This is a genomic window from Sutterella wadsworthensis (genome assembly GCF_003315195.1).
GTDB lineage: Bacteria > Pseudomonadota > Gammaproteobacteria > Burkholderiales > Burkholderiaceae_F > Sutterella > Sutterella wadsworthensis.
This window is the reverse complement of record NZ_QNRV01000002.1, coordinates 54,814-78,773: the sequence shown is the minus strand read 5'-3', so window position 1 is coordinate 78,773 and position 23,960 is coordinate 54,814. Positions and strand designations below refer to the sequence as shown.

Below are 23,960 nucleotides of genomic sequence, written 5' to 3'. Positions count from 1 at the left end.
TGAAGTATTCAGTCACAATCCACTGAAGTATTAGATTATATACTTATATATAGGTAATTATCGGTTTTATTTTTGAATTCGATCGACAATGCCCTGAAGTTGATCAAGACTTGAGAATTCGATCACGATTCGCCCCTTACCTTTCTGATTTGCAGAAAGTTTTACTACGGCACCAAGTGTGTCTGCCAAGGTCTCTTCAAGTCGTTCATTGTCCCGGGTCTTGATAACTACCTTCTTTTTAGGCTGCACTCCTTCGAGCAACCGGCGAACCAGATCTTCAGTTTGACGAACTGAAAGATGTTTTGCAGCAACCTGCTTTGCTGCGGCAGCCTGCTCCGCACCTTCCAATCCCAAAAGTGCACGAGCATGTCCCATTTCGAGTTCGCCCTCCATGACCATGCGCTTCACTTCATCGGCGAGCGTCAAAAGCCGAAGCAGATTGCTTGCGGCTGGACGAGAACGTCCTACCGCCTTAGCGGCGGCTTCATGCGTAAAAGCAAACTCATCAATCAGCCGCTGCAGTCCCTGAGCTTCCTCAATCGGATTGAGATTTTCCCTCTGAATATTCTCGATAAGTCCTATAACCAAGGCATTTTCATCACTTACCGATCTAAGAATTACTGGAACAGTTTCCATCCCGGCAATTTTGGCTGCTCTCAGACGACGCTCTCCGGCCAGCACTTCATACCCGCCAGCCTCAAGTGGACGCACAAGAATAGGACTCAGGACGCCTTGTTCACGGATAGATGCCGCTAGATCAGTCAAAGCCGCTTCATCCATCTGCGTGCGCGGTTGATAGCGACCGGCACGAACTTCCGTGATGGGAACTTCAATGAACTTGGCACTTCTATCATCCTCAAGGATGCCGGGATGATCGTCATCGCCAAAAAACACATCTAATCCGCGACCAAGACCGCCTTTTTTCTTAGGCATAGCAAACCTCATACAGGAGCGCCAAGGCGCTTTAGAAGCTCATCAGCAAAAGCTTTGTAAGCTAGTGCTCCGCGGCTAGATGATTCGTAAACAACTCCCGGTTTCCCATAGCTAGGCGCTTCGGCAAGTCGAACATTCCTTGGAATAATCGTATTAAAAACCTTATCGCCAAAATAATTTTTAAGTTGTTCACTCACTTGTTGCTGCAGTGTGAGCCGAGGATCAAACATCACACGCAAAATTGAAATAATCTTGAGTCCTGGATTTTTTTCTGCGTGTACTCGGCGAATAGATCCTACGAGATCTGTAAGCCCCTCCAATGCAAAATATTCGCACTGCATAGGCACAATCACGCCTTCAGCACAACAAAGAGCATTCATTGTGAGCATTGAAAGACTGGGCGGACAATCGATGAGGACAAAATCATAGTTTGTCAATAGCGGTGCCAAAGTCTTTTTTAGACGCTGGTCTCGTTCACGCACACTAATCAGCTCTATCTCTGCTCCTGAGAGTTCACGATTTGCTGGCAACACATCAAATCCGCCAGATTCACTATGTCGAACAACATCCTTGAAAGACTTCAGTCCTAACAGTAGCTGATAAACCGAACACTCCACATCATGCTTGTCGATTCCACACCCCATGGTGCCATTGCCTTGAGGATCAAGATCAACGAAAAGAACACGCTGTCCACGCAATGCGAGAGCAGCAGCAAGATTAACCGCTGTTGTCGTTTTGCCGACGCCGCCTTTCTGGTTGGCAATGCAAAAGATGTGTGCCATGGATAAGTCTAAATAAAAAAGAACGCCTAATTGTAGCCAACTTGCTCAAACGGTCTTTTTATAGGACCGTTCATTTCCCTAAGTTGAGCCAAAGCTCAGTAAAGCCCTGCCAAAAGACTGCCACACCAAGGCAAATCAAAATGAAGGCAAAAATACGAGCTAAAGCATCTGCTCCTGCAGCTCCAACAGCTCGACTGACTCTGTCCCCATAGCGGAAGCAGAGCCAAATCACAGCGACTACAGCAAGAATTGCAAGAATTGTGCCGGCCAGATTGGAAAAGTTGTACGGCAGTGTTGTGCCAATAGCAACTGTTACTGCAATCGCTCCTGGTCCCGTAGTAAGCGGCAAAGTGAATGGATAAAAAGCCATAGCCTTCAGTCTTGAACGAGGCAGCTCCATCTTTGGACTTGAGGTTCCATCTTGTGCTGGTGCGTTCAAGGCATTCCAGCCTGCGGCAAAAAGCACAATACCGCCTGCACAGCGAAGTACTCCAACGGAAATACCAAAAAAGCCAAGAATGATATGTCCAGCAAACAGACAAACCATCAAAATAATCAAAGAAAACAATGCAATGCGACCCGCTACATAAGATCGATCAGCATCAGAGAGATGTCCTGTCAACGTCACAAAGAACATCGCTCCGCTAAACGGGTTAATGACAGGAAGCAGCGTTGTGAATGCATATAGAAAAGCCCCCACAAAAGATGCTCCGAGCATAGCTGTCAAATCCATATCAGCTACTCCTTACCAAGAACGATGAGATGGCGTTCCTCTTCAAGACCAGGCACAACCAGCTTCTCTATAGCAAGCACTTTGACATTTGAGGGAAGAGCAGCTATTTCATCCTCAGGAACCACTCCTTTCATAGCTAGCCAACGTCCGTCTGAAGCAAGAAGATGCATCGTTAGGTGCGTAAAGTCAGCCAGTGACGCAAAAGCGCGGCTTGTGATCGCTTTCCATGTTCCGACCATCTTCTCAACACGAGCATGACGGGCCGTAAGATTCTTGAGCCCCAGTTCAATGGCTACTTGATTTACAAAAGCTGCTTTTTTACCAACGGCATCAACCCCCATCACAGAGACGTGCGGCAGTAGTAAAGCTAACGGTACGCTTGGCAGCCCACCTCCACAACCAACATCAAGCACTGTATCAACTCCCGGTACAAAACGCTGCAGAGCTGGAACAAGCGTTGCTGAATCCAGAAGGTGATGAGTAAGCACCTCTTCAGGGTTGCGGATTGCGGTAAGGTTGTAAACCTTATTCCATTTAAGAAGTAATTCAGCGTAGCTCTCAAAGCCCTTGAGTACGTCTAGGTTCGATGTAAGTCCCAGCTGAGTTAGTCCTGCAGTAAGAACTGAGCGGTCAATGACGGTAGCTGACATGTGATCACTCCGGAGACTCGACAGTTGGATGTTGCGTCCCTTTATCGCGAACATAGTAATGCCGACGTTTGAGATGAACTAAAAGAAGTGCCACCGCAGCAGGAGTTACACCAGAAATACGAGAAGCCTGCCCTACAGTCTCAGGTTGAGCCGCTTTTAGTTTTTGGCGTACCTCGAATGAAAGCCCCATCACTTGGTCATAGTCCATTTCTCGTGGAATAACTAGCGTTTCATTTGCAAGAGTCTTCTGGATTTCATCTTTTTGCCGATCAATATAACCAGCATATTTCACTTCTACTTCAACCCGAGATTGTTCTTCCTCATTGAGTTCGGAGAAATCATGAGCAAGCGAACCATCCGTGCGCTTCAATGTCATGAGGCTCTCCATTGTCACGTTTGGTCGTGCGAGAAGACTGCGTAAAGAATATTCACGTTCGATGGCAACGCCGAGTACGCGTTCTGCTTCAGCCCGTTCAATCAGTTTGGGATTTACCCAAGTTTCACGCAATGCCTCCATTGCTCGTTCAATGCGTTCTGTCTTACGACAGAAAAACTCCCAACGAGCATCATCAACCAACCCCAACTTACGCCCAATAAGAGTGAGACGGGTATCAGCATTATCTTCCCGAAGATTTAAGCGATACTCGGCACGACTTGTAAACATACGGTACGGCTCCGTAACGCCTTTTGTCGTTAAGTCGTCAGCCATAACGCCCAAATACGCTTCATCTCGTCTCGGTGTCCAAGCATCATCGCCACGCGCATAAAGCGCTGCATTAGCACCAGCCAAAAGACCCTGTGCTGCAGCTTCTTCGTATCCCGTTGTTCCGTTGATTTGTCCGGCACAGAACAGGCCTTCCATTACTTTAGATTCAAAGGACCGTTTTAATTCCCGAGGGTCATAGTAGTCATATTCGATGGCATAACCTGGTCGAGTTAAATGTGCTTTTTCAAGCCCCGGCATCATATGTACCATCTTCAATTGCACATCAAAAGGCAGACTTGTGGAGATGCCGTTTGGATAGTACTCACGGACATGGATCCCTTCAGGTTCAAGAAACACCTGATGACTGTCCTTCTCCGCAAAGCGCTTCACTTTATCTTCTATAGAAGGACAGTAACGCGGACCGATACCTTGGATAACGCCTGCATACATTGGCGAACGGTCTAGATTCGCAAGAATCAACTCATGCATCTCACGGGTCGTGTGCGTAATCCAGCACGGCATTTGTTCCGGATGAGTGGCAGTCGGCTGCATCAAGGAAAAAGAAGGGGTGGGATTAAGATCTCCCCACTGTATTTCACAACGAGAGAAGTCAATGGTGCGAGCATCAATACGGCATGGAGTTCCTGTCTTTAGACGACCTTGAGGAAGCCCTAACTCCTTCAATCGTTCCCCCAACCGCACACTTGCGGGATCCCCCATGCGACCAGCAGTAAAGTGTTCAAGCCCAATGTGTACAAGACCGTTGAGAAATGTTCCCGCAGATAGCACTACAGTCTTGGAATGAAATCGAATGCCTGTATTCGTGACAACGCCTCTAGCACAGCCATTTTCCACTAATAGATCATCGACGGCCATTTGGAAAACTTTAAGGTTTTCCTGAGATTCAATCCGTTTTCGCATTGCTCGTCGATACAGCTGACGATCAATCTGGGCTCGAGATGCATGAACCGCCGCACCTTTTGAACGATTGAGGATACGAAATTGAATACCAGACTCATCAGTCACCTGCCCCATGGCTCCGCCCAGAGCATCTAATTCCTTAACAAGGTGCCCTTTGCCAATTCCCCCAATCGATGGGTTACAGGAAAGCTGGCCGACAGTATCAAGATTATGAGTAACCAACAACGTGCTACAACCCATGCGAGCGGATGCAAGTGCAGCCTCCGCTCCAGCATGACCGCAACCGATCACAATGACATCAAAATTTTCGGGATAGTCCATGGGGAACCGCCCATAAAAAGAGAAGTAACTTATTTACCAATGCAGAAACGGCTGAAAATAATGCCAAGCAAATCCTCTGCGTCGGTTTCGCCGAGAAGTTCGCCTAATGCACGTCCTGCAAGACGCAGCTCTTCGGCAAAAATCTCCATCATACAGAAGGGAGATGTACTCATTTCAAGTGCTTTTGAAAGATGAGCTGAAGCCATACGTAGGCATTCCAGATGACGTTCTCGTGCAAGAAATACACCTTCCGTGCCACCAGTCATATCAACGTACTCCAAGACCCTCGCCTTGAGAGCCTCTAGGCCCTCATGAGTCTTCGCTGAAATAGGAACTATGCTGGCATCGTCGCAGTACTCATTTCTGCGCTCTAAAGAAATACTGTCAATCTTGTTGGCCACGATGAGAAGCGGAGTTCCAGGACGTGCGTACTCTCTCACTCGTGTAAGAAGCGCTTCATCATCCGGAATGCGTCCGGAAGCATCAACGAGATGCAGCACGATATCAGCCTCTGATATGGCTTTCAGTGTTCGCTCAATACCTTTCTGCTCAACAATATCGTTTGTTTCACGCATTCCTGCCGTATCAACAATGCGCAACGGTATACCGTCAAAAGCTGTCCAATGTTCAATGCGGTCTCGGGTGGTTCCAGCAATTTCCGTAACAATAGCCACCTCATCACCCGCAAGCGCATTCAACAAACTGGATTTGCCAACATTAGGGGCTCCCACCAAGGCAACAGTAATGCCATCAGCTAGAACTACCCCACGGCGTGCATTTGCAAGAAGTCCCTCCAGCTTTATCTGAGCTTCTCGAGCACGAGTGAAAATCTGCTTTTCTTTGAGATCTTCAAGATCTTCCTCAGGAAAGTCGAGCGAAGCTTCAGACAAAGCTCGAGCTTCATCAAGAAGATCTCCTGCTTCATGAACTTCTCTGGAAAAATCTCCAGAAAGTGATCGTGCTGCCGCATGTGCAGCTGCCTCACTTGCCGCATCGATCAAACCGCTTACGGCTTCTGCCTGAGTAAGATCCATACGGCCATTAAGGAAAGCGCGTTTAGTGAATTCCCCTGGTTCAGCAATCCTCAATCCACAGAACGCAAGCTTGGTTAACGCAGCCCGCAAAATAAGTTTTAGTAGGACCGGGCCGCCGTGAGCCTGGATTTCCAAAACAGATTCGCCTGTATAGCTCGCTGGCGCAGAGAAATAAAGCACAACTGCATGATCAAGCAGTGCATTGTTTTCATCTAAAAAAGGAAGTAATTGAACTCGGCGAGGTTCGATACTGCGTTGAGGAAAAAGCGCTGCAAGAATAGGATCGGCCAAGTCAGCCTCAAAAGAGAGGCGAATTACTCCGATGCCGCCACGACCTGGCGCAGTTGCAATAGCGATGATTGGGGTCTTGTCGTTGAAGAGCATGACTGAGTGAATAGCAAATATTGAGCGGAGTTCGCAGTCAGTTGAGTGTTACGCTTACGCGGATATCTTTCAACTGCTTTATTTCATATCTATGTCGTTTCAAGGACCACACAATCAACCGAATCAGTTTTTTGGCCCTGCTCTAGCGGGTGCTTGTATTGCAGTCGTGCTTTCTGTACCTGCGGCAGCACTAACAGCAGCCGTTTTTGGTAGCACTTACAAGATACGGGCTCTCATTTACTGTACTTTCTTGTTATGGGCAGTTATTGGAGCCATTCTTGTTTACTTAAAAACCTGGAAGGCAGAAAAGCAACCATTATCGCTGCGCCTTATTCTGCTTTGGTTTTTGAGTGTTTGGATGTGGCCGCTTCTTTTTGCCGCATCAATCTGGACGAAGCGTAAGCACTAAGAAAAAAGAAGGCCGGGTCATTTCTTTATTGGAAGATCTGATCCCGGCCTTTTTTATCGTTGTTTCAGAGGACTTATTTGGAAGAACAGGTCCTTTGCCTCAGCGCTTAGCAAGACGCTGTGCACGCTCTTCAGCAATCGTCTTGTTGATCCACCACTGCTGAGCAATCGACAAAATATTGTTGGTGAGCCAGTAGAGCACTAAACCCGCAGCAAAGATGAAAAACATAACCGAGAAAACAACCGGCATGATGTACATCACTTTCGCCTGCATTGGGTCTGTAGGCTTCGGGTTAAGCAAGATTTGCAAGAACATCGTTGCGGCCATGAGGGCCGGAAGGACAAACCAAGGATCGGGCATTGCCAAATCGTGAACCCATAGGATCCATTCGGCGCCGCGCAGCTCCACAGAGCCCTGGAGCACCCAATAAAGAGCCAGAAACACGGGAATCTGAAGCATGATTGGCAGGCACCCACCGACCGGATTGATCTTTTCGGTTTTATACAGCTCCATCATGGCTTGGTTCAAACGCTGTTTGTCGTCTTTGTACTTTTCCTGCAACGCCTTTAAACGAGGAGTGACTTCCTTCATGCGGGCCATTGACCGGTAGCCAGCAGCAGAAATCGGATAGAGGACAGCTTTGACAATACAGGTAAGAAGTACGATGGCCCACCCCCAGTTTCCGACAATTCCATATAGGAAATCCAGAAGCCAATAAATGGGCTTAGCAAGGAACGTGAGCCAACCGTAGTCAACCACAAGCTCAAGTCCAGGAGCAAGCTGCTCCAGACGAGCTTGTTCCTGAGGGCCAGAATAAAGAACTGCGTGGTTCGTTTGTGTTGCACCCGGGGCGATTTCCTTCAGGCTGATCAATGTACCGACAGCAAAAAGATCGTGGCCAAGAGCACGCGTATAGTTATGACGCACTTCTCCCTGAGGAGGAACCCATGCGCTCACGAAATGGTGCTGCACCATTGCCAACCAACCATTGTTGGTGTCTTCAACATACTTGGCATCTTTATCGCGGATTTCCGAGAAGCTCAACTTCTGAAAATTCTCTTCGTCCGTGTAGAAGGCAGGGCCAGTAAAGGTTGAATACATCGAGCTTTCGCCCGCGGGCTTCGAGGAATCACGAGTTAGCTGATAGTAGATCTGAGGAGTGACAGCTTTATCAGTCGTGTTCGTTACAGCCGTATCAACATCAATGCCATAGTAGCCGCGCTTGAACGTGAAGGTCTTCGTGACTTTAAGGCCGCCCTTATCCGCCTCAAAAACCACCTTCATCGATTCCTTGTCACCAAGCGTCAGATCCTGACTCACGAGTTTGAACTCATCATTGTGAGTTGGATAGTCTCCGCCCACAAGTCCAGTTTGAGCCAGATAGGCATGCCCCCCTTCAACATCAAAAAGCTTCACATTGCCAAGGTTGGGGGAGGGTTCCCGACCAAGCACCATACCGGCAAGACCCACTTCAGTCCAATCGGCTTGTTGCGGGAAGAGAAGCATTTCGGAACCAACAATTCGAGCCCCCATTCGGTCAAATGTAACCTTCATGCGGTCCGTCGTTACAACGATGGGTTCCTTTACCGCAGTAGCATCATCCAAGACCGGAGCAGTTTTAGCAACTGTGGCGGTGGGGACGCCTGCAGCGGCAGACCGATCGGCTTCAATTGCTTCCTGCTTGGCAGATCCGAAGAAGGACTCTCCGCCCTTCCAAACCTGATAGTTGTCCCATAGCATAAAAAGCGAGCCGAAAAGGATCACCCAAAGCAGGGCGCGCTGTACTTCTCTACCCATAAAGCTCTCTTGCGTATTGATTAAAGTTTGAAAATTCTGCGCGCATTGCGTGTTACAGAGGAGGTCTCCGAACAATCTCTGCACCAACAGCACCAACGAAAAGTCTTCGGCACAGGATCATACCCTCTACCGCCCAGAGGGTGGCAACGCGCAAGTCTCATCAACATGAGCCATCCCCCTTTAACTGCCCCGTGAAGCTTAATAGCTTCAATCGCATAATTCGAGCAGGTAGGCAAGTAACGGCATTCCCGTCCCACCCATGGAGAAAGCGTTAACTGATAAAGACGAATCGTCCCCAACATCAGAGCCTTGACTGGATTCATGCTTGTTGCTCCGCCTTGGCTTGAGTGCGTCGTTTACTACGGCGTACCACCTCGTTAAGCAGTCCATCCGCATCAGCACGCAACCGCCGTTTCAGATCCGTTCTGGACTTGGGACTCAGCCCCTTCAGCGGTACTTTAAGCCTCAGTGAAACATCCAAACCGACACCGTCAGGAAGAACTTGCCGCAGCATCGGTAGGTGGAGACGAAATATTTCCCGCAGCTGACGTTTAACTATGGCACGGTCAACAGACAGCGGCGCGTTCTTCTTTCCAACGGTGACCCCGATACGCACAACCCCGGTCTGCTCATTTTCAAGACAGCCGGCGACAAAACATGCGGAATGGACGCGAAACGAATGTTCGTTCCGCGTCCTCAATATCACCCCGAAATCTTCTGTACTTATGATACGAAAAGCTCGAGGGAGTCTGAAGTTCTTCGCCTGGCTTCCGGACACGACGGCAATCAGCCGTGGGCCGATCGATTAGAGGGCGAGAACGTGACGGCCCTTAGCACGACGGCGAGCAAGGACACGACGGCCGCCCTTCGTGCGGCTGCGGACAAGAAAACCGTGCGTGCGAGCGCGCTTGGTCTTGGAGGGCTGGTAGGTACGCTTAGTAGCCATGATTATTCCTTAATGTCGGGGGAGAGCCTGCAGACCGGTGAGAAACCGTATTTCTGCGGCAGAAGAATTCAGAGCTGCGAAGAAACGCAGCGCTTCTGCGCATTCCTCTTTGTCTCCAACGGCCCCTAGATATGGGGCGGGGTTAGAGGAAGCCTAGAAAAGCTCGCTATTACACATCATTTCCCTATGAGTTGTCAATTCATGGGAAGGAAAAAGAAATATAGACATCATGGGATTTCTGCTCAAAATCAATGCATGGGACCACTGAATTTAGGAAGACCCCCCTATTTGACACTACCTATAGTAGGTCTCATGTCTCATTCCACTGTACCTTGTGCATATTCCATATATGTGAACATTCACTTCTATAAGTTTAACTGCAACAGTAGGTTTTATTATTCACAAATTAATGTGGATAAAGATGATTTTATATTAACCACTGAAGTTGTTGTGGATAACTTTATCCTTAAAAAACATATAATTAACCAGAACAACTACAGGGATTCATTGTTCACTGTGGAAGAGCTGTGGAAAAAACGCTAAAATGGAACGCTTTCCCTTGTGAGGAGCCTTCCTGGCGCCTCAATATCTCCGCTCCTATTTCGGTTATGCAAGCGTTCTGGCAACAGTGTCTCGAGAGTCTTAAGCGGTTAACGCAGAACACCCCCAAGATCTACACCACTTGGTTTGAAGTTCTCAAGCCCACATATTGGAATGAGAAAGATGGCATTCTGACGCTCGAAGCGCCCGCTACCAAGATCACCTACATTCGTGGTGCCTATCAGAAAAGTATTTCCGCAGTTGCAACACGTATCCATGGCAGTGCCGTAGCTGTATCGCTAGTGCCTGCACAGGTCAAGCCAGTTCAAAGGGAAGAATCAGGTACATCACATCCCCCGTCTGAAACTGAGATCAAACGGCGAGAAGAAACGGGACTGCTGCCAGGACTCACGTTTGAAAACTACGTCAACGGTAACGCCAATCAGTTGGCTGTTGCGGCTGCCGAACATGTTGCCACGACCACTGGAACACAGTACAACCCGCTCTACATTTACGGAGGCGTTGGTCTTGGTAAAACCCACTTGATGCAAGCAATTGGGCATCGCTACTTGGATTTACATCCAAAAGCTCGAGTTCGCTGTGTCTCCGCACAGGATTTCATTAATGAATACACATCGGCTGTGCGTGAATCAACTAATAAAACACACGCGAGCCTTGAAAAATTTGATGAACGATATCGTAGTCTCGACCTGCTTCTCATTGACGACGTACAGTCTCTGTCTGGAGCAAAGGGATCACAAGGGCAGTTCTTCCGAGCTTTTGAAGCATTAGTCCCACACAACAAACAGCTTGTAATAACGTCTGATACCTACACCCGTGGACTCAAAGATATTGAACCTCGTCTCATATCTCGCTTGTCGCAGGGTCTCTCTGTCGCTATTGAACCGCCTGAATTTGAAATGCGCACGGCGATTCTTCTCAACAAAGCTAAAACAATGGGAGTCGATCTTCCTGATGAAGTTGCTGCCTACATTGCAAAACGTCTGAAATCCAATGTCCGTGAGCTTGAAGGAGCACTGCAGCAAGTCGTCGCCTATCAGCAATTCCAAGCAACATCATCGAGAGAAATCACGATTGATATTGCTAAGCGGGTATTGCGTGAACAATTCCAAGTTGTCAACAGCTTAATCACAATTGAGAATATTCAAAAAACTGTTGCGGATTACTACAAAATCAAAGTGGCCGATATGCACTCCAAGCGTCGTCCTGCCAACATAGCTCGTCCACGCCAAATTGCCATGTACCTCACTAAAGAACTCACTCAGCACAGTCTGCCGGAAATTGGAGAGAACTTTGGTGGCCGCGACCATACCACCGTAATGCATGCAGTCCGTAAAATTACTCAAGAGCGCCAGAACGATGCTGAACTAAACCATGAAATTCATGTACTTGAACAGATGATCCGCGGCTGACGCAGCCTTTTTAATTTCAAATTCCATCGAACAGCATCATGAAATTGATTTCCAGCCCAGTTGAAGCTCTGATCAAACCCGTACGCTCTGTTGCCGGCATTGTCGAACGAAATCAGTCCTTACCTGTTGTAAGTAATATCCTTATCGAACAAAAAGGTGTTGACGTTACATTTTCGACGACTGACCTCGATATTCAAATCCGAACGAGTGCACCTGTGGGTGTGGAGGGCTGCGAAGGAAACATCACCCTCAACGCACAAAAGTTTTCTGAAATCCTCGGAGCTCTTCGCCCACTAGACACACTCGATGTGGATATTGATGACGGCGGTCTTGCTGACCTCACTACTTCAGGGGGTCATTTCTCCATGCAAACACTCCCGGCTCAAGACTTTCCGGTATTGAAGATCATGCCGTGGACAACCACCTTTACGTTGCCCGCTAAGACGCTTCGTTATCTGCTCACGATGACAGCCTTTGCAATGGCTCCAAAAGATATTCGCTACTTCCTGATGGGGGTACTTTTCGTAGTGGAAGGAGCAAAACTCATTGCTGTCGCAACAGACACACATCGACTTGCATACTGTGAAGCTGAAATCGATGGTCTCAATCAGGAAACAAAGATTGAGGCGATTGTTCCACGTAAAACTGTCCGTGAATTACTTCGCATTCTCCCTGAAGACGATACGCCGGTTACTGTCAACGTTGGCGATACACAAATTGGATTCAATTTTGCAGGAATTGAATTTGTTAGCAAGCTTATTGAAGGTAAATTCCCAGATTATCAGCGAGTAATGCCCACACTTGATACCAACCCACAATGTGTGTCAATCAACCGCGAGGAGCTACTTCTTGCTCTTCGCCGCGTACAGATTCTGACTAATGAACGATTCCACGGCATTCGCTGGCTTTTCACTAAAGGCTCTCTCACAGTTCAGGGTAGTAATGCGGAACAAGAAGAAGCAAGTCAAAAGCTCGCTGTCAACTGGGAGTGGGACGATCTCGATATCGGCTTCAATCTTCTTTACATGATCGAGCTCCTCAATAATCTCAAAAACTCTGAAGTTAACTTCCACTTCGCTGCGACGCCAAAAAGCGTGCTCGTGACGATGCCGGAATCTTCGAGCTTCCGTTATCTCATCATGCCGATGCGTATCTGATGATGAAACACCACTCCTAATGAATAAGGAGTGAACGGATGATTTTTTCAACAACGGCGCGGATGCTTAACGCATCCAGCCGCAAGGAACGTATTTCATGACCGAAGCGGAAAATTCGTCTAATCAAGCCCCGCAGCCATTGCCGCAGGTGCAGTCGCTCGACGAAGTGCAACCCGACCAGAATCCAAACGCCTATAACGCCGCAAGCATTCAGATTCTTGAGGGACTAGAGGCCGTCCGCAAACGTCCAGGCATGTACATCGGCGATACGGCTGACGGTTCTGGACTTCATCACCTTGTTTATGAAGTTGTTGATAACTCTATCGACGAAGCATTGGCTGGTTTTGCTTCACATATTGAAGTAACAATTCACACGGATAATTCCATTTCAGTTACAGACGATGGCCGTGGAATTCCAACAGCAATTAAGTGGGATGATAAGCACGATCCAAAGAGAAGTGCCGCAGAAATCGCGCTGACCGAACTTCATGCCGGTGGTAAATTCGACAACAACGGCTACAAGATCTCTGGCGGGTTGCACGGTGTTGGCGTGTCCTGTGTAAACGCTCTTTCAACCTGGCTTCGCCTCGTGGTTCGCCGCGATGGCGAAGCTCGTACGCTCGAATTCCGACGCGGAAAAGTTGTTAACCGTCTCATTGAAAATGCCATTGATCCGGCCACAGGAAAAAATGTGCGCATTTCGCCTATGGCTCTTCTTGGGCCTACTAATCGGCGCGGTACAGAAGTACATTTCCTTCCTGATCTCGAGATTTTCGAACAGGTCACAGAGTTCAGCTATGAGACATTACTCTCGCGGCTGCGAGAACTCTCTTTCCTAAATTCTGGTGTTTTTATAACACTCAAAGATCTACGAACTTCGCATGAGGCTCAACTCAAGACGGACAAGGGCTTGATCGCCTATGTCGAGTATAAAAATCAGTCTCGCACGGTTCTCCACCCGAAGATTTTCCACGCCAAGGAAACTGTACTGTCCAACGGTTCCCCTGTCGAAGTTGAAGTCGCTATGCAGTGGCAGGATAGCTACAACGAAAGTCTCACAGCCTATACAAATAATATTCCGCAACGCGACGGAGGAACGCATGTCACTGGCTTGCGTGGGGCCATGACACGCGTTTTGAAAAATTACATCGCAAAAAACGAACTGGCGAAAAAATCTAAAGTGGACCCCGATGGCGACGATATGCGAGAGGGACTCACATGCGTTCTTTCCGTGAAAATCCCACAGCCTAAGTTCAGCTCTCAAACCAAAGACAAGTTAGTTTCGAGCGAAGTACGACCTGCTGTTGAGGATGTTGTTTCCCGTGAGCTGGAGCTCTACCTCGAACAAAATCCTGCTGATGCCAAACTGATCTGCGAAAAAATTATTACGGCAGCTCGAGCACGTGAAGCTGCACGAAAGGCACGCGACCTTACTCGCAAAACAGGTATGGGTGGCGGACTTCCCGGCAAACTCGCTGACTGTCGCGAAAAGAATCCTGCATACTCCGAGCTTTTCCTGGTAGAAGGGGACTCAGCCGGCGGCTCTGCTAAGCAAGGGCGTAACTCACAATATCAGGCAATTTTGCCTTTGCGCGGTAAAGTTCTTAATGTGGAAAAAGCTGCTCAGGATAAACTTCTGGATTCCGAGCAGATTCGCATGCTTACGCTTGCTCTTGGTACCAACATCGGCAAACTGTTCGATATTGAAAAACTCCGTTATCACCGCATCATCATCATGACTGATGCGGACGTTGACGGAGCTCATATCCGCACGTTGCTCCTCACACTGTTTTTCCGCCAAATGCCTGAGCTAATTGAAAACGGCTACGTCTATATTGCTCAGCCCCCGCTCTACAAAGTACAGAAAAACAGCAAAGATAAAGGACGTTTCCTGAAAGATGAAGCTGAGATGAACGCTTATCTTAAGGACTTAGCTCTCTCTGGTGCGGCTCTGTATCCAAGCACAAATGCAAAGGAACCCATTCGCGGCACGGCACTCGAGACGCTGGTTGGGGAATACTTGCAAGCCAATGCAGTCATATCTCGTCTCGGCGGAGCTATTGACCGGGCGGTTCTTCTTGCTATCGCTGCTGGTGTAGAACTTTCTCTCGAAAACACATTTGCAGCTCAACAAAGCGCCGAGCGTCTTGAAAAAGAGATGCGGGACCCGAATGTCAAAATTGAAGCTTATTGGAATGAAGATGAAGAAAAACATGTTCTAAAAATTCATCGCACTCGCCATGGGAACATTAAAACAACAACGCTTCTGCCGGAATTTCTTCTCTCTGCCGACTATCAAAAACTCCGCGAAAGTTCCTTGATGCTTCAGGGAGTGATTCAAGAAGGAGCTGAAATTGAACGAGGCGGAGAAAGAGAGCCTGTTAAAAATTTTGCAGAAGCAGTTGGCTGGCTAATGCGCCAAGCAGAGAAGGGGCTCATCCGGCAACGTTACAAAGGGCTGGGCGAGATGACACCTGAGCAGCTACGAGATACAACGATGGATCCGGCAGTGCGGCGCATGCTACGAGTTCGAATCGAGGATGCTGCTAATGCTGACGCAATATTCTCGATGTTGATGGGCGATGTAGTTGAACCTCGTCGAGCCTTTATCGAAAGTAATGCGCTCTTTGGCAACATCGACGCATAATCTTCAAAGCGCTAGGGAGTTAAGTCCCCCCAGCGCTTTTTTCTTCTGTGAACGATAGGATCCCACCATGTCAATTACTGCCGATCAACTCGTCGTAGCTGTTTCATCCCGAGCATTGTTCGATTTGGAGAAAGAGCATCAACTTTTTGAAAAAGAAGGCTATGAAGCCTTCAAAGATTACCAAGTTGAGCACTGTGACGATCCATTGCAGCCTGGTGTCGCATTTCCTTTCGTAAAACGTCTCATAGGATTGAATGCCTTTTTCCCAGATCTAGAACCATTTCGCGTTGTAGCGCTTTCCCGCAACTCCCCTGTGACTGCAAGGCGCTTTTTTAACTCATGTCGGCATTACAACCTTCCAATTGATGCTGGAGCGTTTACTTCAGGCCAATCTACACTGCCTTACATCTCGGCCTTTAAGGTGTCGTTATTTCTGTCTGCCAATGCCCAGAACGTGACACATGCCATTGAAGCTGGCCTCCCTGGAGGACTTGTTCTTCCTGGTCAAATGCTGGATGCTGATGAAGATGACAAGACGCTTCGCATCGCATTTGACTTTGACGGTGTGCTTGCCGACGACGAGGCTGAGCGTGAATATCAAAAAGAGGGGCTCAAGGCCTTCCAAAAACTTGAACTCGAAAAAGCTCAAACCCCTCATGCACCTGGACCTCTTATGGATCTTTTCGCTAAGTTGTCTAAATTTCAAAGGCTTGATTCACAGCGACGCGGCAAATCCGATCCTTACTTCAAACCCGCTATTCGCATTTCTATCGTCACTTCACGTGGAGCTCAGAGTGAAGAACGATTGATTACAACTCTCAAAACTTTTGGTATGAGTGCGGCGGAGCTCTTTCTTCTCGATGGGTTGGATAAGACACCAATTCTTGAAGCTATAAGACCGCATATCTTTTTTGACGACCAAGCACGCAATCTTGAGAGCACTCATACAAAGATCCCTAGTGTCTTGGTACCGTTTGGCATACATAACGAAAATATCAATGAAATTAAATAGTTAGCACTAATAACCCACAACAAACACCAGTAAAATACACAGCTTACACACAAATAATCCACGACTTATCGATTTTCATTCTAGTATTTATGTATTGCATATATAAATATTTAAGATACTTTTAGTGATAGGTCCTTATCATCAAGATTCTTCCCTATCTTTTCTTATTCTTTATATTTAATAAGTAGTTGTTTGTAGTAGGGAACTGCACCTTCTGTGGATAACTTGTTCTTTGCTATACTTTTCAATTAGATCAAGCATGTATTTATTTGTGGACAGCCTTCTGAATCTTCTGTGGAAAACGAGGGATAGATGTTGAGCAACTTTTCATGTAGTTGTGGGCAAGCGCTAGTTATCCACATTTCCTTCATAAAACAAAAAAGTTAACAACATATTTTATCCACATATACGACAGCAAAAAAGCTGTCATTATTTATGCCTGCTGCTTCCTCTCTTCTCCCTTGGTTTGCTCCTCGACTCTCACGCCCAATGATCGGAGTGCTCAATAATTTGGGGCATGAGATGCATTACACGCGAGGTGAGGTTCTCTATGAGTCTCCAGGTTTTTTCCGACCATTAATGCTTGTTCGGCGCGGAATCGTCGCCCGTGCATTAATGGATCCACTACACGCGGACCCGCTCCTTGTATCGCTTAGTGGACCGAGGGCTCTTTGCGGAAGTTGTGAAACACTTTATGTACAAGATCGAATGGTGCGTCGGCATTGGTGCATGACATCCGTTGATGTGCATGTTGTGAATGCTGACTTATTACTTCGCATCTGCGATCAAAATCCACTTTGGCAGCGTGAGCTCAGCAATTATTCTGCGATTTGTGCTCTCAGCGATCGCCTGGGTATGCTGGTAACCCATGCAACTTCGTTAGAAGAACGACTTGGGGTATTAATGATCGCTTCCTCTCTTTCGACGGATTCAGAGTTTCTTGAGCGTTTCCGAGATCCATCAGTGGAATGGGTACCGTTACCTGTGCTCCCATCAATGCATGTAGCTAAGGTTCTTCTTTCTGCCAATCGAGCGAAGATACGTGGAGTTCTCCAGCGGTGGTTACAAGAGGATACCGTACGTTGGCGGTCGCACAAAATTCTGTTATCTCGACCGTGATTTGCCGCTTTTTGGAATCGTGTCGAACCAGTTTTACGAACGGTTGCAGCAACCGAACCCGGTTTCCCCATAAAAATGCCTGTAAGAGATCTGGAACTTCATAGTGAGCTATGACTTGTCACTTGTTAGGCGACTAGACTCAGAGAACATTCTTTTTTTCAGGGCACTTCATGAATTCTCTTACTATCTTTCGTTGTACTGTAGTTGCGACAGTGCTGTCCGCAGCAACGCTCCTGGTGAGCGGTTGCATTGCTCCTTTAGTAATTGGGGGAGCTGCCGTGACTACTACTACCGTTATGACTGATCGTCGCACGACAGGAACCATTGTGAGTGACGAGGTCGTTGAAAAACGTATTGCGTATGATGTATCTCAGGCGTTAAAAAACAAGCCCTATCACATCAATGTCACAGCTTATGAAGGACGAGTTCTTCTTTCCGGTGAAGCTACCTCCCTTGAAGATCGCAGAAAGGCTGAAGAAATCGCGGTGAAAAGCCTTGACGTTCAGGGTGTTATCAACGAGATTGCAGTTATGGATCCTTCATCCGTTTCGACTCGGCTGTCCGATACGGTGCTTGCTACTAAGGTTCGTACCTCAATTATTGGTAACAGTACTATTTCGCTCAATCAAATGAAAGTTGCTGTAGAACGCGGAATCGTCTATCTGATGGGGGTAGTGACGCGTGAAGAAGCTCAGACTGCAGCGCAAACTGCGGCTAAAGTTTCGGGAGTGCAGAAAGTAGTAACTTGTTTCTCAATTGCTACTCGAGAAGAGATTGATCACCGTATGAAGGATTTGCAGCAAGCAAAACCTTCAGATGAATAAGTAGAACGTTTGAGTTTGAAAATGAAGTGCCCGCTTGAAGACGTAAAAGGATAGCGGGTGCTTCTTTTAGTTTACAGTTCGATAGGAATAGCCAGAAACTTAATTGAGCATATTAGATAGCGTGAGGCTCATTAGTACAGCCTGTGTAGAGGCGCCGATTGCAAAGAGTAGAGCAAAGCGCGCTTCAAGCTGAACGCAGCCAAACATTACTTCATTAAGAGCTTCATGTTGGCTGCGGCGGATTTGTTGAGATACGCGCATTGCAAGCGGCAAGCTCAGAATAACCAGAAAATAGGGCCAACGGCTGATATCGGTGACAACCATCAGTGCGACAAGTGCATATGGGATAAGAAGTAAAGCATCAAAGAGCCTCAGAAAACTCTTCTCTCCAATTAGGACCGCCAGCGTACGACGACCTACGCTTTCGTCATGCTCTCTATCTCGAAAATTATTGACGGCCAGCACGCCAGACGCGATAGTGCCTAATGCAGCGCCAAGCAGGATGCAGTTGATTGTCAGTTCTGATGTTTGTAGATAGTACGTACCGCAGACAGCAGTAAGGCCAAAAAAGAGAAGAACCAAAACCTCTCCAAATGGGGTATAGGCAATTGGCTTCGGACCTCCCATATAACAATAGGCTGCGGTTAGGGAGGCTACACCAACAAGAGCAAAGGGCCAGCCGCCAAAATAAATGAGCGCTGCTGTATTGATCAGTGCAAGAACTGCCGCCATTCGAATTGCCCATTCGGCTGCATGGTTGCTAATCCACCCCATGGTTGTAGCTCGAGGAAGTCCTCGTCGATTGCCCGTTTCTGCTTTTCGTTTGCTGTAGCCGAGATCATTCTCCATATTTGAGATTGCCTGCATCAGGACGGCAATAGTCAGTGTTAGCAGAGCAACGACAGGGGAAAAAGCATGTGCTTCTGCCCAAGCTAGTGCTAATGCAGCTAAAACTGGAGCTACGGCCAGAAGCCATGTCTTTGGACGCGTAAAAGCAAGCCACGCACCGAGTCTGCCAGGATAGGCGGGGGAAGGCGGCTGTTCGGATGGAGGTGACAAAGGTTGGGGAGGCGTCATCTGTCGATTAAGTTAGAGAACGATCTTAACCATTGGGTTAGAGGTATAAGCGCGGTAAAGATCATCAAGCTGCTCCTTTGAGCGGGCGATTACTTCCACAGTCACCGACATATATTTGCGAGTGCGAGAGTATTCAACCGTCGTTTTGGAATCATCAAAATCATCACAGTGAAGACGGGCAATATCGGCGACTACCTTTGGAAAAGTGGGTGCAGCCAGTCCCATCACCTTGATAGGGAAGTCCATTGGGAACTTCATTACAGATGAGGCTTCGTCAACAGCTCCCTCAAGCGGGGCGGCATCTTCACAGGCCTTTTCAAGGGTTTTCTTTTCGGCTGTCATTGCTACCTTTTCAGCATCTTCAGCCTCTAAATGTTCAATCTTATACTCTGATTTTTCTTGAATTTTTTCAGACATTTCAATTCCTTTATTGATGCAGGATCTCTTGGGACAACGCAATACGAACAGTATCTCGAAACCTTTTCCAAAAATTTCCTTCATCTACATCGGACTGAGCAACCAACGGAATCGTTTGAGCAAGCTTCAGTCCAGCATGTATTTCAAGGGTGCCGACGTATTGACCAGCTTTAATTGGAGCAATCAGAGGAGAGGCGTAACGCACTCGAACTTCCAAAGCTTTAGCTCCCGCAGTAAGCATTTGCTCAGTAGTCATTGTGATGAAGACGGTTTGTGGTACAACCGCACGAACATCCGTTTCCTCCCCCTTATATATGGGGACGTTTGCGACAAAATCACCATCTGAATAGAGTTTTAGTGTTTCGTAGTCACGGTAGCCGCGAAGTAGTAAAGAGGAAATTTCCTGACGTAGCGAATCTCGATCGTTGTTATTGAGTGATACTACTAACAGTCGGCGCAAGCGGCCATCTGAGCCTTTAGGATTTTCTGAAAGAACTGCAGCACTTGATGCGATATGTTTCCTCTTAGGTGAAACATAAACTCCTGTTATGGCTGGACTTTTTTCAAGGAAAAAATTTTCCGTGTGAAGTATTTTGCCATCAGGCAGGGTAAGACTATGCGATGCTCCCCAAATACGCGATATTGCATGGTGTGTGTAGAGACTTTCTGCCAGTAGCGCCATATCTTGAGCGGTGCTGATACACGGAGTATTTTCGTTGCATGGAAAAGTGAATTCCGTGGCGAACATACCCAGTGCATTGGCTGTTTGGTTCAGTTGATGGGAAAAGTCTTTTTCTGACAATTTGAGAGTTTGACGAACCGCTTCCACGGCCTCAGGATCTCCAGTCATCAGAAGTCCCTGTAATAGATCTGCAAGAGTTAGATCCGGGCCGCCCCAAGGATTTTTGACTGACTCAAAGAGCTTATTTTCAATCGTCCCATTTTTCAGAAGCTCCAGAGTCGTATAGACCGTCATTAATGGAAGCATGCTGGAAGCATTTTCGGGTGTTCTTGGCCTATCAGAGAGGATTATCTGACTGCTTTCAAGATCCACTAAAACGGAGGAAGCAGCTACTGCTGACGGCAGAGCGAAGAGCGGTAGCAAAATGAAGGTGAGAAGCCTATGCATGCGGTTTTGGGAGTGGCAGTGCCGGCGTAGCGGCTTGTGCCACAATGGGGGCTGCGTGTTGGAAATTCAAATTTTAGCAAGCCTTTCCCTACCTCTTTGATTGCTCTCGCCAGCACTCTCATTCATGTCCGATTCTTGTGTTTTTCTCACTGCACTTAAGTCTTCGCTTACGCATGCTGTTGATGTTAGGTGGGTACGTGAGACTGGTTCAACTAATGACGATTTAAAGCTATGGGCGCATAAGAGAGGCTTTGATAAGCCGGTGTTGTTGACGGCTGACTATCAAACAGCTGGCCGAGGGACTCGAGGGCGTGTTTGGCGTAATGTTCGCCAATCACTTATTTTTTCGGTAGGCCTCCCCTTTACAGTTGCACTAAGAGCCCGAGCGCCGGGATTATTGAGTATTGCGGCTGCTATGGGAGCAGCAGGGGCTCTTTCTCGGGCTGCGATGCGAAAAGTATTTGTTAAATGGCCTAATGATGTCTGGGCCGAAGGTGGAAAGGTTGGGGGTATTCTCTTGGAGTCGGTTCAAGATGATGAAGGCCGTTCCAGCCTCATCATAGGCATAGGTCTTAATTTGGAAGTTGAATCTGGTGGCACTACAAGTAGTGGATGGCCGATCCGAGCGCCGGCATTCCTTATGAATCCTCGGGATCCACAATTTCGCGGTGAACTTCTAGCCATGCTTGTTGACGATTTATTAGAGGTTTTCAAGTCCCTTGAGGAAGAGGATGCTGTAGGAAGGCTTTTCGAACGTTGGCGTCTTTATGACGCTTTTTACGGCAAGGAGGTTCTTTGGCGCGAGCTCGACAGTGGTCGAACCGTTCTCGGTATTGACTGTGGTATTGATGCCGAAGGGCGCTTGATTATGCAGAGGTCAGGAGCTGAAGGACTCCATTTTTTGTCTGGGGAACTTGTTTCACTCGCTAACTCTTAAAGTCATTAAGACATGAAAACGATTCTGGTAGATCTCGGAAATACAGCACTCAAATGGGCAGTGTTAGGCAATGAGCATGAACCTCACACAGTGGTACATCGAGGAGCGCCTGAATCGCTTCATGATCTTTATGAAGTGTGGCAGTGTGAAGCACCTGATGCTGTTTTAGGTTGCACAGTAGCCGCCCCTAAGTTGGCCTTCTCTGCCACTAAGTTTTTTAATGCCTGTGATATTCCTTGGCAATGGGTCCATTCTTTGCCTACATTCCGATGTGCTCAATGGGAGCTCAGGAATAATTATCTGCATCCTGAACTATTGGGTGCAGATCGTTGGTGTGCTGCTATAGGAGCTATTGATTCAGCCCCTGCAGAAGCGATTCTCATTGTGCAACTGGGAACCGCCACGACGGTGGATGCGGTGCTTCGCGAAAGTGAGAGGCATTATGTTTTTTTAGGGGGACGTATAGCTCCAGGTCCAACTATGATGCAACAGTCGCTTGTTAACGGGACGGCAGCGTTGACTAGCGATATTGGTCTTTGGCAAAGTGAACCACGTCTCACTAAAGATGCCATTGTTTCGGGCATTTTGGATTCCCAAGCCGGACTGGTTCGACTCGCATTTGAAGAGCTTGCTCAACAGGTACGTGATCCTGCATCTGTCCGAGTCGTTGTCGCGGGAGGATCTGCTCGATTTGCTCAAGAACGTATGCGGCAGGTCCTGCCTCAAATGGAGTTGCGTCACAATCTAGTGCTTCTGGGGCTTGCTGCATTGGCACGTGCGCGGACAGGATCTTGAATAATTTGCTTGAAGTTTGGGAGTTCGTTTGAATGCGTATCCTATTCCTGATCGCAATGCTTGCAGTAGTGGGGTTGGTAGGATGGTTGTGGTTTGAGTCCGACAGCCAACCTCAACGCACCGTACCGACAGAATCAGCATCCGTTATTCCTGATATACAAAAATTGAAGGAATTAGAGGATCGATCTGTTTTATTAAAGGATTCGCAGAGTACTGAACCTGCACCTGCTCTGTCAGGAGCTGCACGAGCCGCTAAGAAAGCTGAGGAAGCTGTGAAGCTCTCTGCGGAAAAAAGCGAAAAGCACTCTCTTCCTGATGCTCTTGTTTTGGAAGAGATGACCATTGGCAATTTAGAAACTGCTACCTGTCTACGATTTGGACCTGTGGGAGAACGTCGGTTGCCTGAATTGCGTCGCGGAATTGAGCGATCAGGTCTTATCGGACGGCTTGTAATGGAAGAGACTGATGCATCTGTTTATATGGTCTATAGCGGTCCATTTAAGAGTGAAGGAAAAGCAAAGCAAGAGCTCAAGCGTTTGACGGACTTTGGGCTGCAAGGAGCAAGCATCATTAAATTTTCTGCAACGGGGTGGGCCGTTCTTATGGGAAAGACTCACATCCGCCCAAAAGCTAAGCTTTGGGCTGAGGAAGCTGCGAGAGCCTTTAAAGTAAAAAGTATCGTTGTAGACGAAGAACGCCGGTACAACAAAGCTTTTAATTTAATTTTTCCAGGTCTTTCAAGTACGGAAAATCAAAAGCTGCGCAGGGTGCTGACCATGCAGGGCGCCCAGTTCTCTGCTTGCGATTAATTTATTGAGGTTCAGATATTGCTGCGAGCGCTGTTGCGAGTTTCGGGAGCATCGCTTCTGCTCTCTTTCGGCGCATTTTTATGATTTCAGCGTTAACTTCGCGTTGCTTAGTTCCCCAAGGGCATTCTGGATACCAACCGTCATCTTTCCAACGTGCGATTACATGCCAATGTAGATGTGGCACCATATTGCCGAATTCTGCAAGGTTCATCTTGTCAGGGGCGAGCGAGTCGCGCATTGTTTCTTCTGTGGTTTCAAGAAGATCCCATAGATAAGTGCGAACTGCAGGTGAAAGAGCACTCATTTCGGCGACATGATCAACCGCCACGATACGAATAAATCCTGGAAAATCATTGCTACTGGCGTCAATGGCGTAGAAATAATGTCCACGCCAGAATTCGGCTTGATGTTGCGAGGTGCAGAATTCACAATGGGCCATAATCATCCC

At 47.7% G+C, this 23,960-nt stretch carries 22 protein-coding genes; 8 read left to right on the top strand and 14 right to left on the bottom strand.

Annotation, left to right across the window (positions count from 1 at the left end; translation table 11 throughout):
* Positions 1-66 precede the first annotated feature (66 nt).
* The 10 genes from DES29_RS01515 to rpmH all read right to left on the bottom strand — a co-directional run bounded on the left by DES29_RS01515 (position 67) and on the right by rpmH (position 9,616).
* A complete protein-coding gene (locus tag DES29_RS01515) occupies positions 67-933 on the bottom strand; it encodes a ParB/RepB/Spo0J family partition protein (RefSeq protein WP_016475320.1) in 867 nt (288 codons plus the stop codon).
* Between the two features lie 8 nt (positions 934-941).
* The gene (locus DES29_RS01510; protein ID WP_021994658.1) at positions 942-1,715 is read right to left on the bottom strand and encodes a ParA family protein; all 774 of its coding nucleotides are present in this window, start codon (positions 1,713-1,715) and stop codon (positions 942-944) included.
* A 70-nt stretch (positions 1,716-1,785) separates the two neighbouring features.
* On the bottom strand, positions 1,786-2,448 hold the full coding sequence (locus DES29_RS01505) for a MarC family protein (RefSeq protein ID WP_016475319.1): 663 nt from the start codon (positions 2,446-2,448) through the stop codon (positions 1,786-1,788).
* A 5-nt stretch (positions 2,449-2,453) separates the two neighbouring features.
* Positions 2,454-3,098 (bottom strand): 16S rRNA (guanine(527)-N(7))-methyltransferase RsmG, encoded by a 645-nt coding sequence (gene rsmG / locus DES29_RS01500; RefSeq protein ID WP_016475318.1) that lies wholly within the window; start codon positions 3,096-3,098, stop codon positions 2,454-2,456.
* A gap of 4 nt (positions 3,099-3,102) precedes the next feature.
* A complete protein-coding gene (gene mnmG, locus DES29_RS01495; protein WP_016475317.1) occupies positions 3,103-5,046 on the bottom strand; it encodes a tRNA uridine-5-carboxymethylaminomethyl(34) synthesis enzyme MnmG in 1,944 nt (647 codons plus the stop codon).
* A gap of 29 nt (positions 5,047-5,075) precedes the next feature.
* Entirely contained in the window at positions 5,076-6,464 is a 1,389-nt protein-coding gene (gene mnmE, locus DES29_RS01490; RefSeq protein ID WP_016475316.1) for a tRNA uridine-5-carboxymethylaminomethyl(34) synthesis GTPase MnmE, read from the bottom strand.
* A gap of 508 nt (positions 6,465-6,972) precedes the next feature.
* Entirely contained in the window at positions 6,973-8,670 is a 1,698-nt protein-coding gene (gene yidC / locus DES29_RS01480; RefSeq protein WP_016475315.1) for a membrane protein insertase YidC, read from the bottom strand.
* A gap of 20 nt (positions 8,671-8,690) precedes the next feature.
* Positions 8,691-8,972 carry a membrane protein insertion efficiency factor YidD gene (yidD, locus tag DES29_RS01475; protein WP_236578975.1) on the bottom strand — a complete coding sequence of 94 codons (282 nt, stop codon included), beginning with the start codon at positions 8,970-8,972 and terminating at the stop codon, positions 8,691-8,693.
* A 17-nt stretch (positions 8,973-8,989) separates the two neighbouring features.
* A complete protein-coding gene (locus DES29_RS01470) occupies positions 8,990-9,448 on the bottom strand; it encodes a ribonuclease P protein component (protein ID WP_081453999.1) in 459 nt (152 codons plus the stop codon).
* A gap of 27 nt (positions 9,449-9,475) precedes the next feature.
* Positions 9,476-9,616 (bottom strand): 50S ribosomal protein L34, encoded by a 141-nt coding sequence (gene rpmH, locus DES29_RS01465; protein ID WP_005429158.1) that lies wholly within the window; start codon positions 9,614-9,616, stop codon positions 9,476-9,478.
* A gap of 608 nt (positions 9,617-10,224) precedes the next feature.
* Between rpmH and dnaA the strand changes: the two genes are divergently transcribed.
* The 5 genes from dnaA (at position 10,225) to DES29_RS01440 (ending at position 18,348) form a co-directional block, all read left to right on the top strand.
* Positions 10,225-11,589 (top strand): chromosomal replication initiator protein DnaA, encoded by a 1,365-nt coding sequence (gene dnaA, locus DES29_RS01460; RefSeq protein WP_005429163.1) that lies wholly within the window; start codon positions 10,225-10,227, stop codon positions 11,587-11,589.
* Positions 11,590-11,627: 38 nt separating this feature from the next.
* Positions 11,628-12,746: a DNA polymerase III subunit beta gene (gene dnaN / locus DES29_RS01455; protein WP_016475310.1), complete on the top strand. Its 1,119-nt coding sequence runs from the start codon at positions 11,628-11,630 to the stop codon at positions 12,744-12,746.
* Positions 12,747-12,843: 97 nt separating this feature from the next.
* Positions 12,844-15,393 carry a DNA gyrase subunit B gene (locus tag DES29_RS01450; RefSeq protein WP_021995799.1) on the top strand — a complete coding sequence of 850 codons (2,550 nt, stop codon included), beginning with the start codon at positions 12,844-12,846 and terminating at the stop codon, positions 15,391-15,393.
* A gap of 67 nt (positions 15,394-15,460) precedes the next feature.
* A complete protein-coding gene (locus DES29_RS01445) occupies positions 15,461-16,405 on the top strand; it encodes a 5'-nucleotidase (protein ID WP_016475308.1) in 945 nt (314 codons plus the stop codon).
* A 1,289-nt stretch (positions 16,406-17,694) separates the two neighbouring features.
* The gene (locus tag DES29_RS01440) at positions 17,695-18,348 is read left to right on the top strand and encodes a BON domain-containing protein (RefSeq protein WP_016475306.1); all 654 of its coding nucleotides are present in this window, start codon (positions 17,695-17,697) and stop codon (positions 18,346-18,348) included.
* 99 nt (positions 18,349-18,447) lie between these two features.
* Here the strand turns inward: DES29_RS01440 and menA are convergent, their stop codons facing one another.
* Genes menA through DES29_RS01425 form a run of 3 tightly spaced genes read right to left on the bottom strand, consistent with a single transcriptional unit; the run spans position 18,448 to position 20,971 of the window.
* Entirely contained in the window at positions 18,448-19,425 is a 978-nt protein-coding gene (gene menA, locus DES29_RS01435; RefSeq protein WP_113854340.1) for a 1,4-dihydroxy-2-naphthoate octaprenyltransferase, read from the bottom strand.
* 12 nt (positions 19,426-19,437) lie between these two features.
* Positions 19,438-19,842 carry a YbeD family protein gene (locus DES29_RS01430; protein ID WP_016475304.1) on the bottom strand — a complete coding sequence of 135 codons (405 nt, stop codon included), beginning with the start codon at positions 19,840-19,842 and terminating at the stop codon, positions 19,438-19,440.
* Between the two features lie 10 nt (positions 19,843-19,852).
* A complete protein-coding gene (locus tag DES29_RS01425) occupies positions 19,853-20,971 on the bottom strand; it encodes a D-alanyl-D-alanine carboxypeptidase family protein (RefSeq protein WP_081636829.1) in 1,119 nt (372 codons plus the stop codon).
* A gap of 124 nt (positions 20,972-21,095) precedes the next feature.
* On the opposite strand from DES29_RS01425, the gene DES29_RS01420 reads away from it, so the two are divergent.
* The 3 genes from DES29_RS01420 to DES29_RS01410 are packed head-to-tail and all read left to right on the top strand — an operon-like array spanning position 21,096 to position 23,512.
* Positions 21,096-21,908, top strand: a complete 813-nt coding sequence (locus DES29_RS01420) for a biotin--[acetyl-CoA-carboxylase] ligase (protein WP_113854339.1) — start codon at positions 21,096-21,098, stop codon at positions 21,906-21,908.
* 12 nt (positions 21,909-21,920) lie between these two features.
* The gene (locus tag DES29_RS01415) at positions 21,921-22,703 is read left to right on the top strand and encodes a type III pantothenate kinase (RefSeq protein ID WP_113854338.1); all 783 of its coding nucleotides are present in this window, start codon (positions 21,921-21,923) and stop codon (positions 22,701-22,703) included.
* A 32-nt stretch (positions 22,704-22,735) separates the two neighbouring features.
* Positions 22,736-23,512 (top strand): hypothetical protein, encoded by a 777-nt coding sequence (locus DES29_RS01410; RefSeq protein WP_016475300.1) that lies wholly within the window; start codon positions 22,736-22,738, stop codon positions 23,510-23,512.
* A gap of 1 nt (position 23,513) precedes the next feature.
* On the opposite strand, the gene DES29_RS01405 is transcribed toward DES29_RS01410, so the two are convergent.
* Entirely contained in the window at positions 23,514-23,957 is a 444-nt protein-coding gene (locus DES29_RS01405; RefSeq protein WP_038025336.1) for an HIT family protein, read from the bottom strand.
* Positions 23,958-23,960 lie beyond the last annotated feature (3 nt).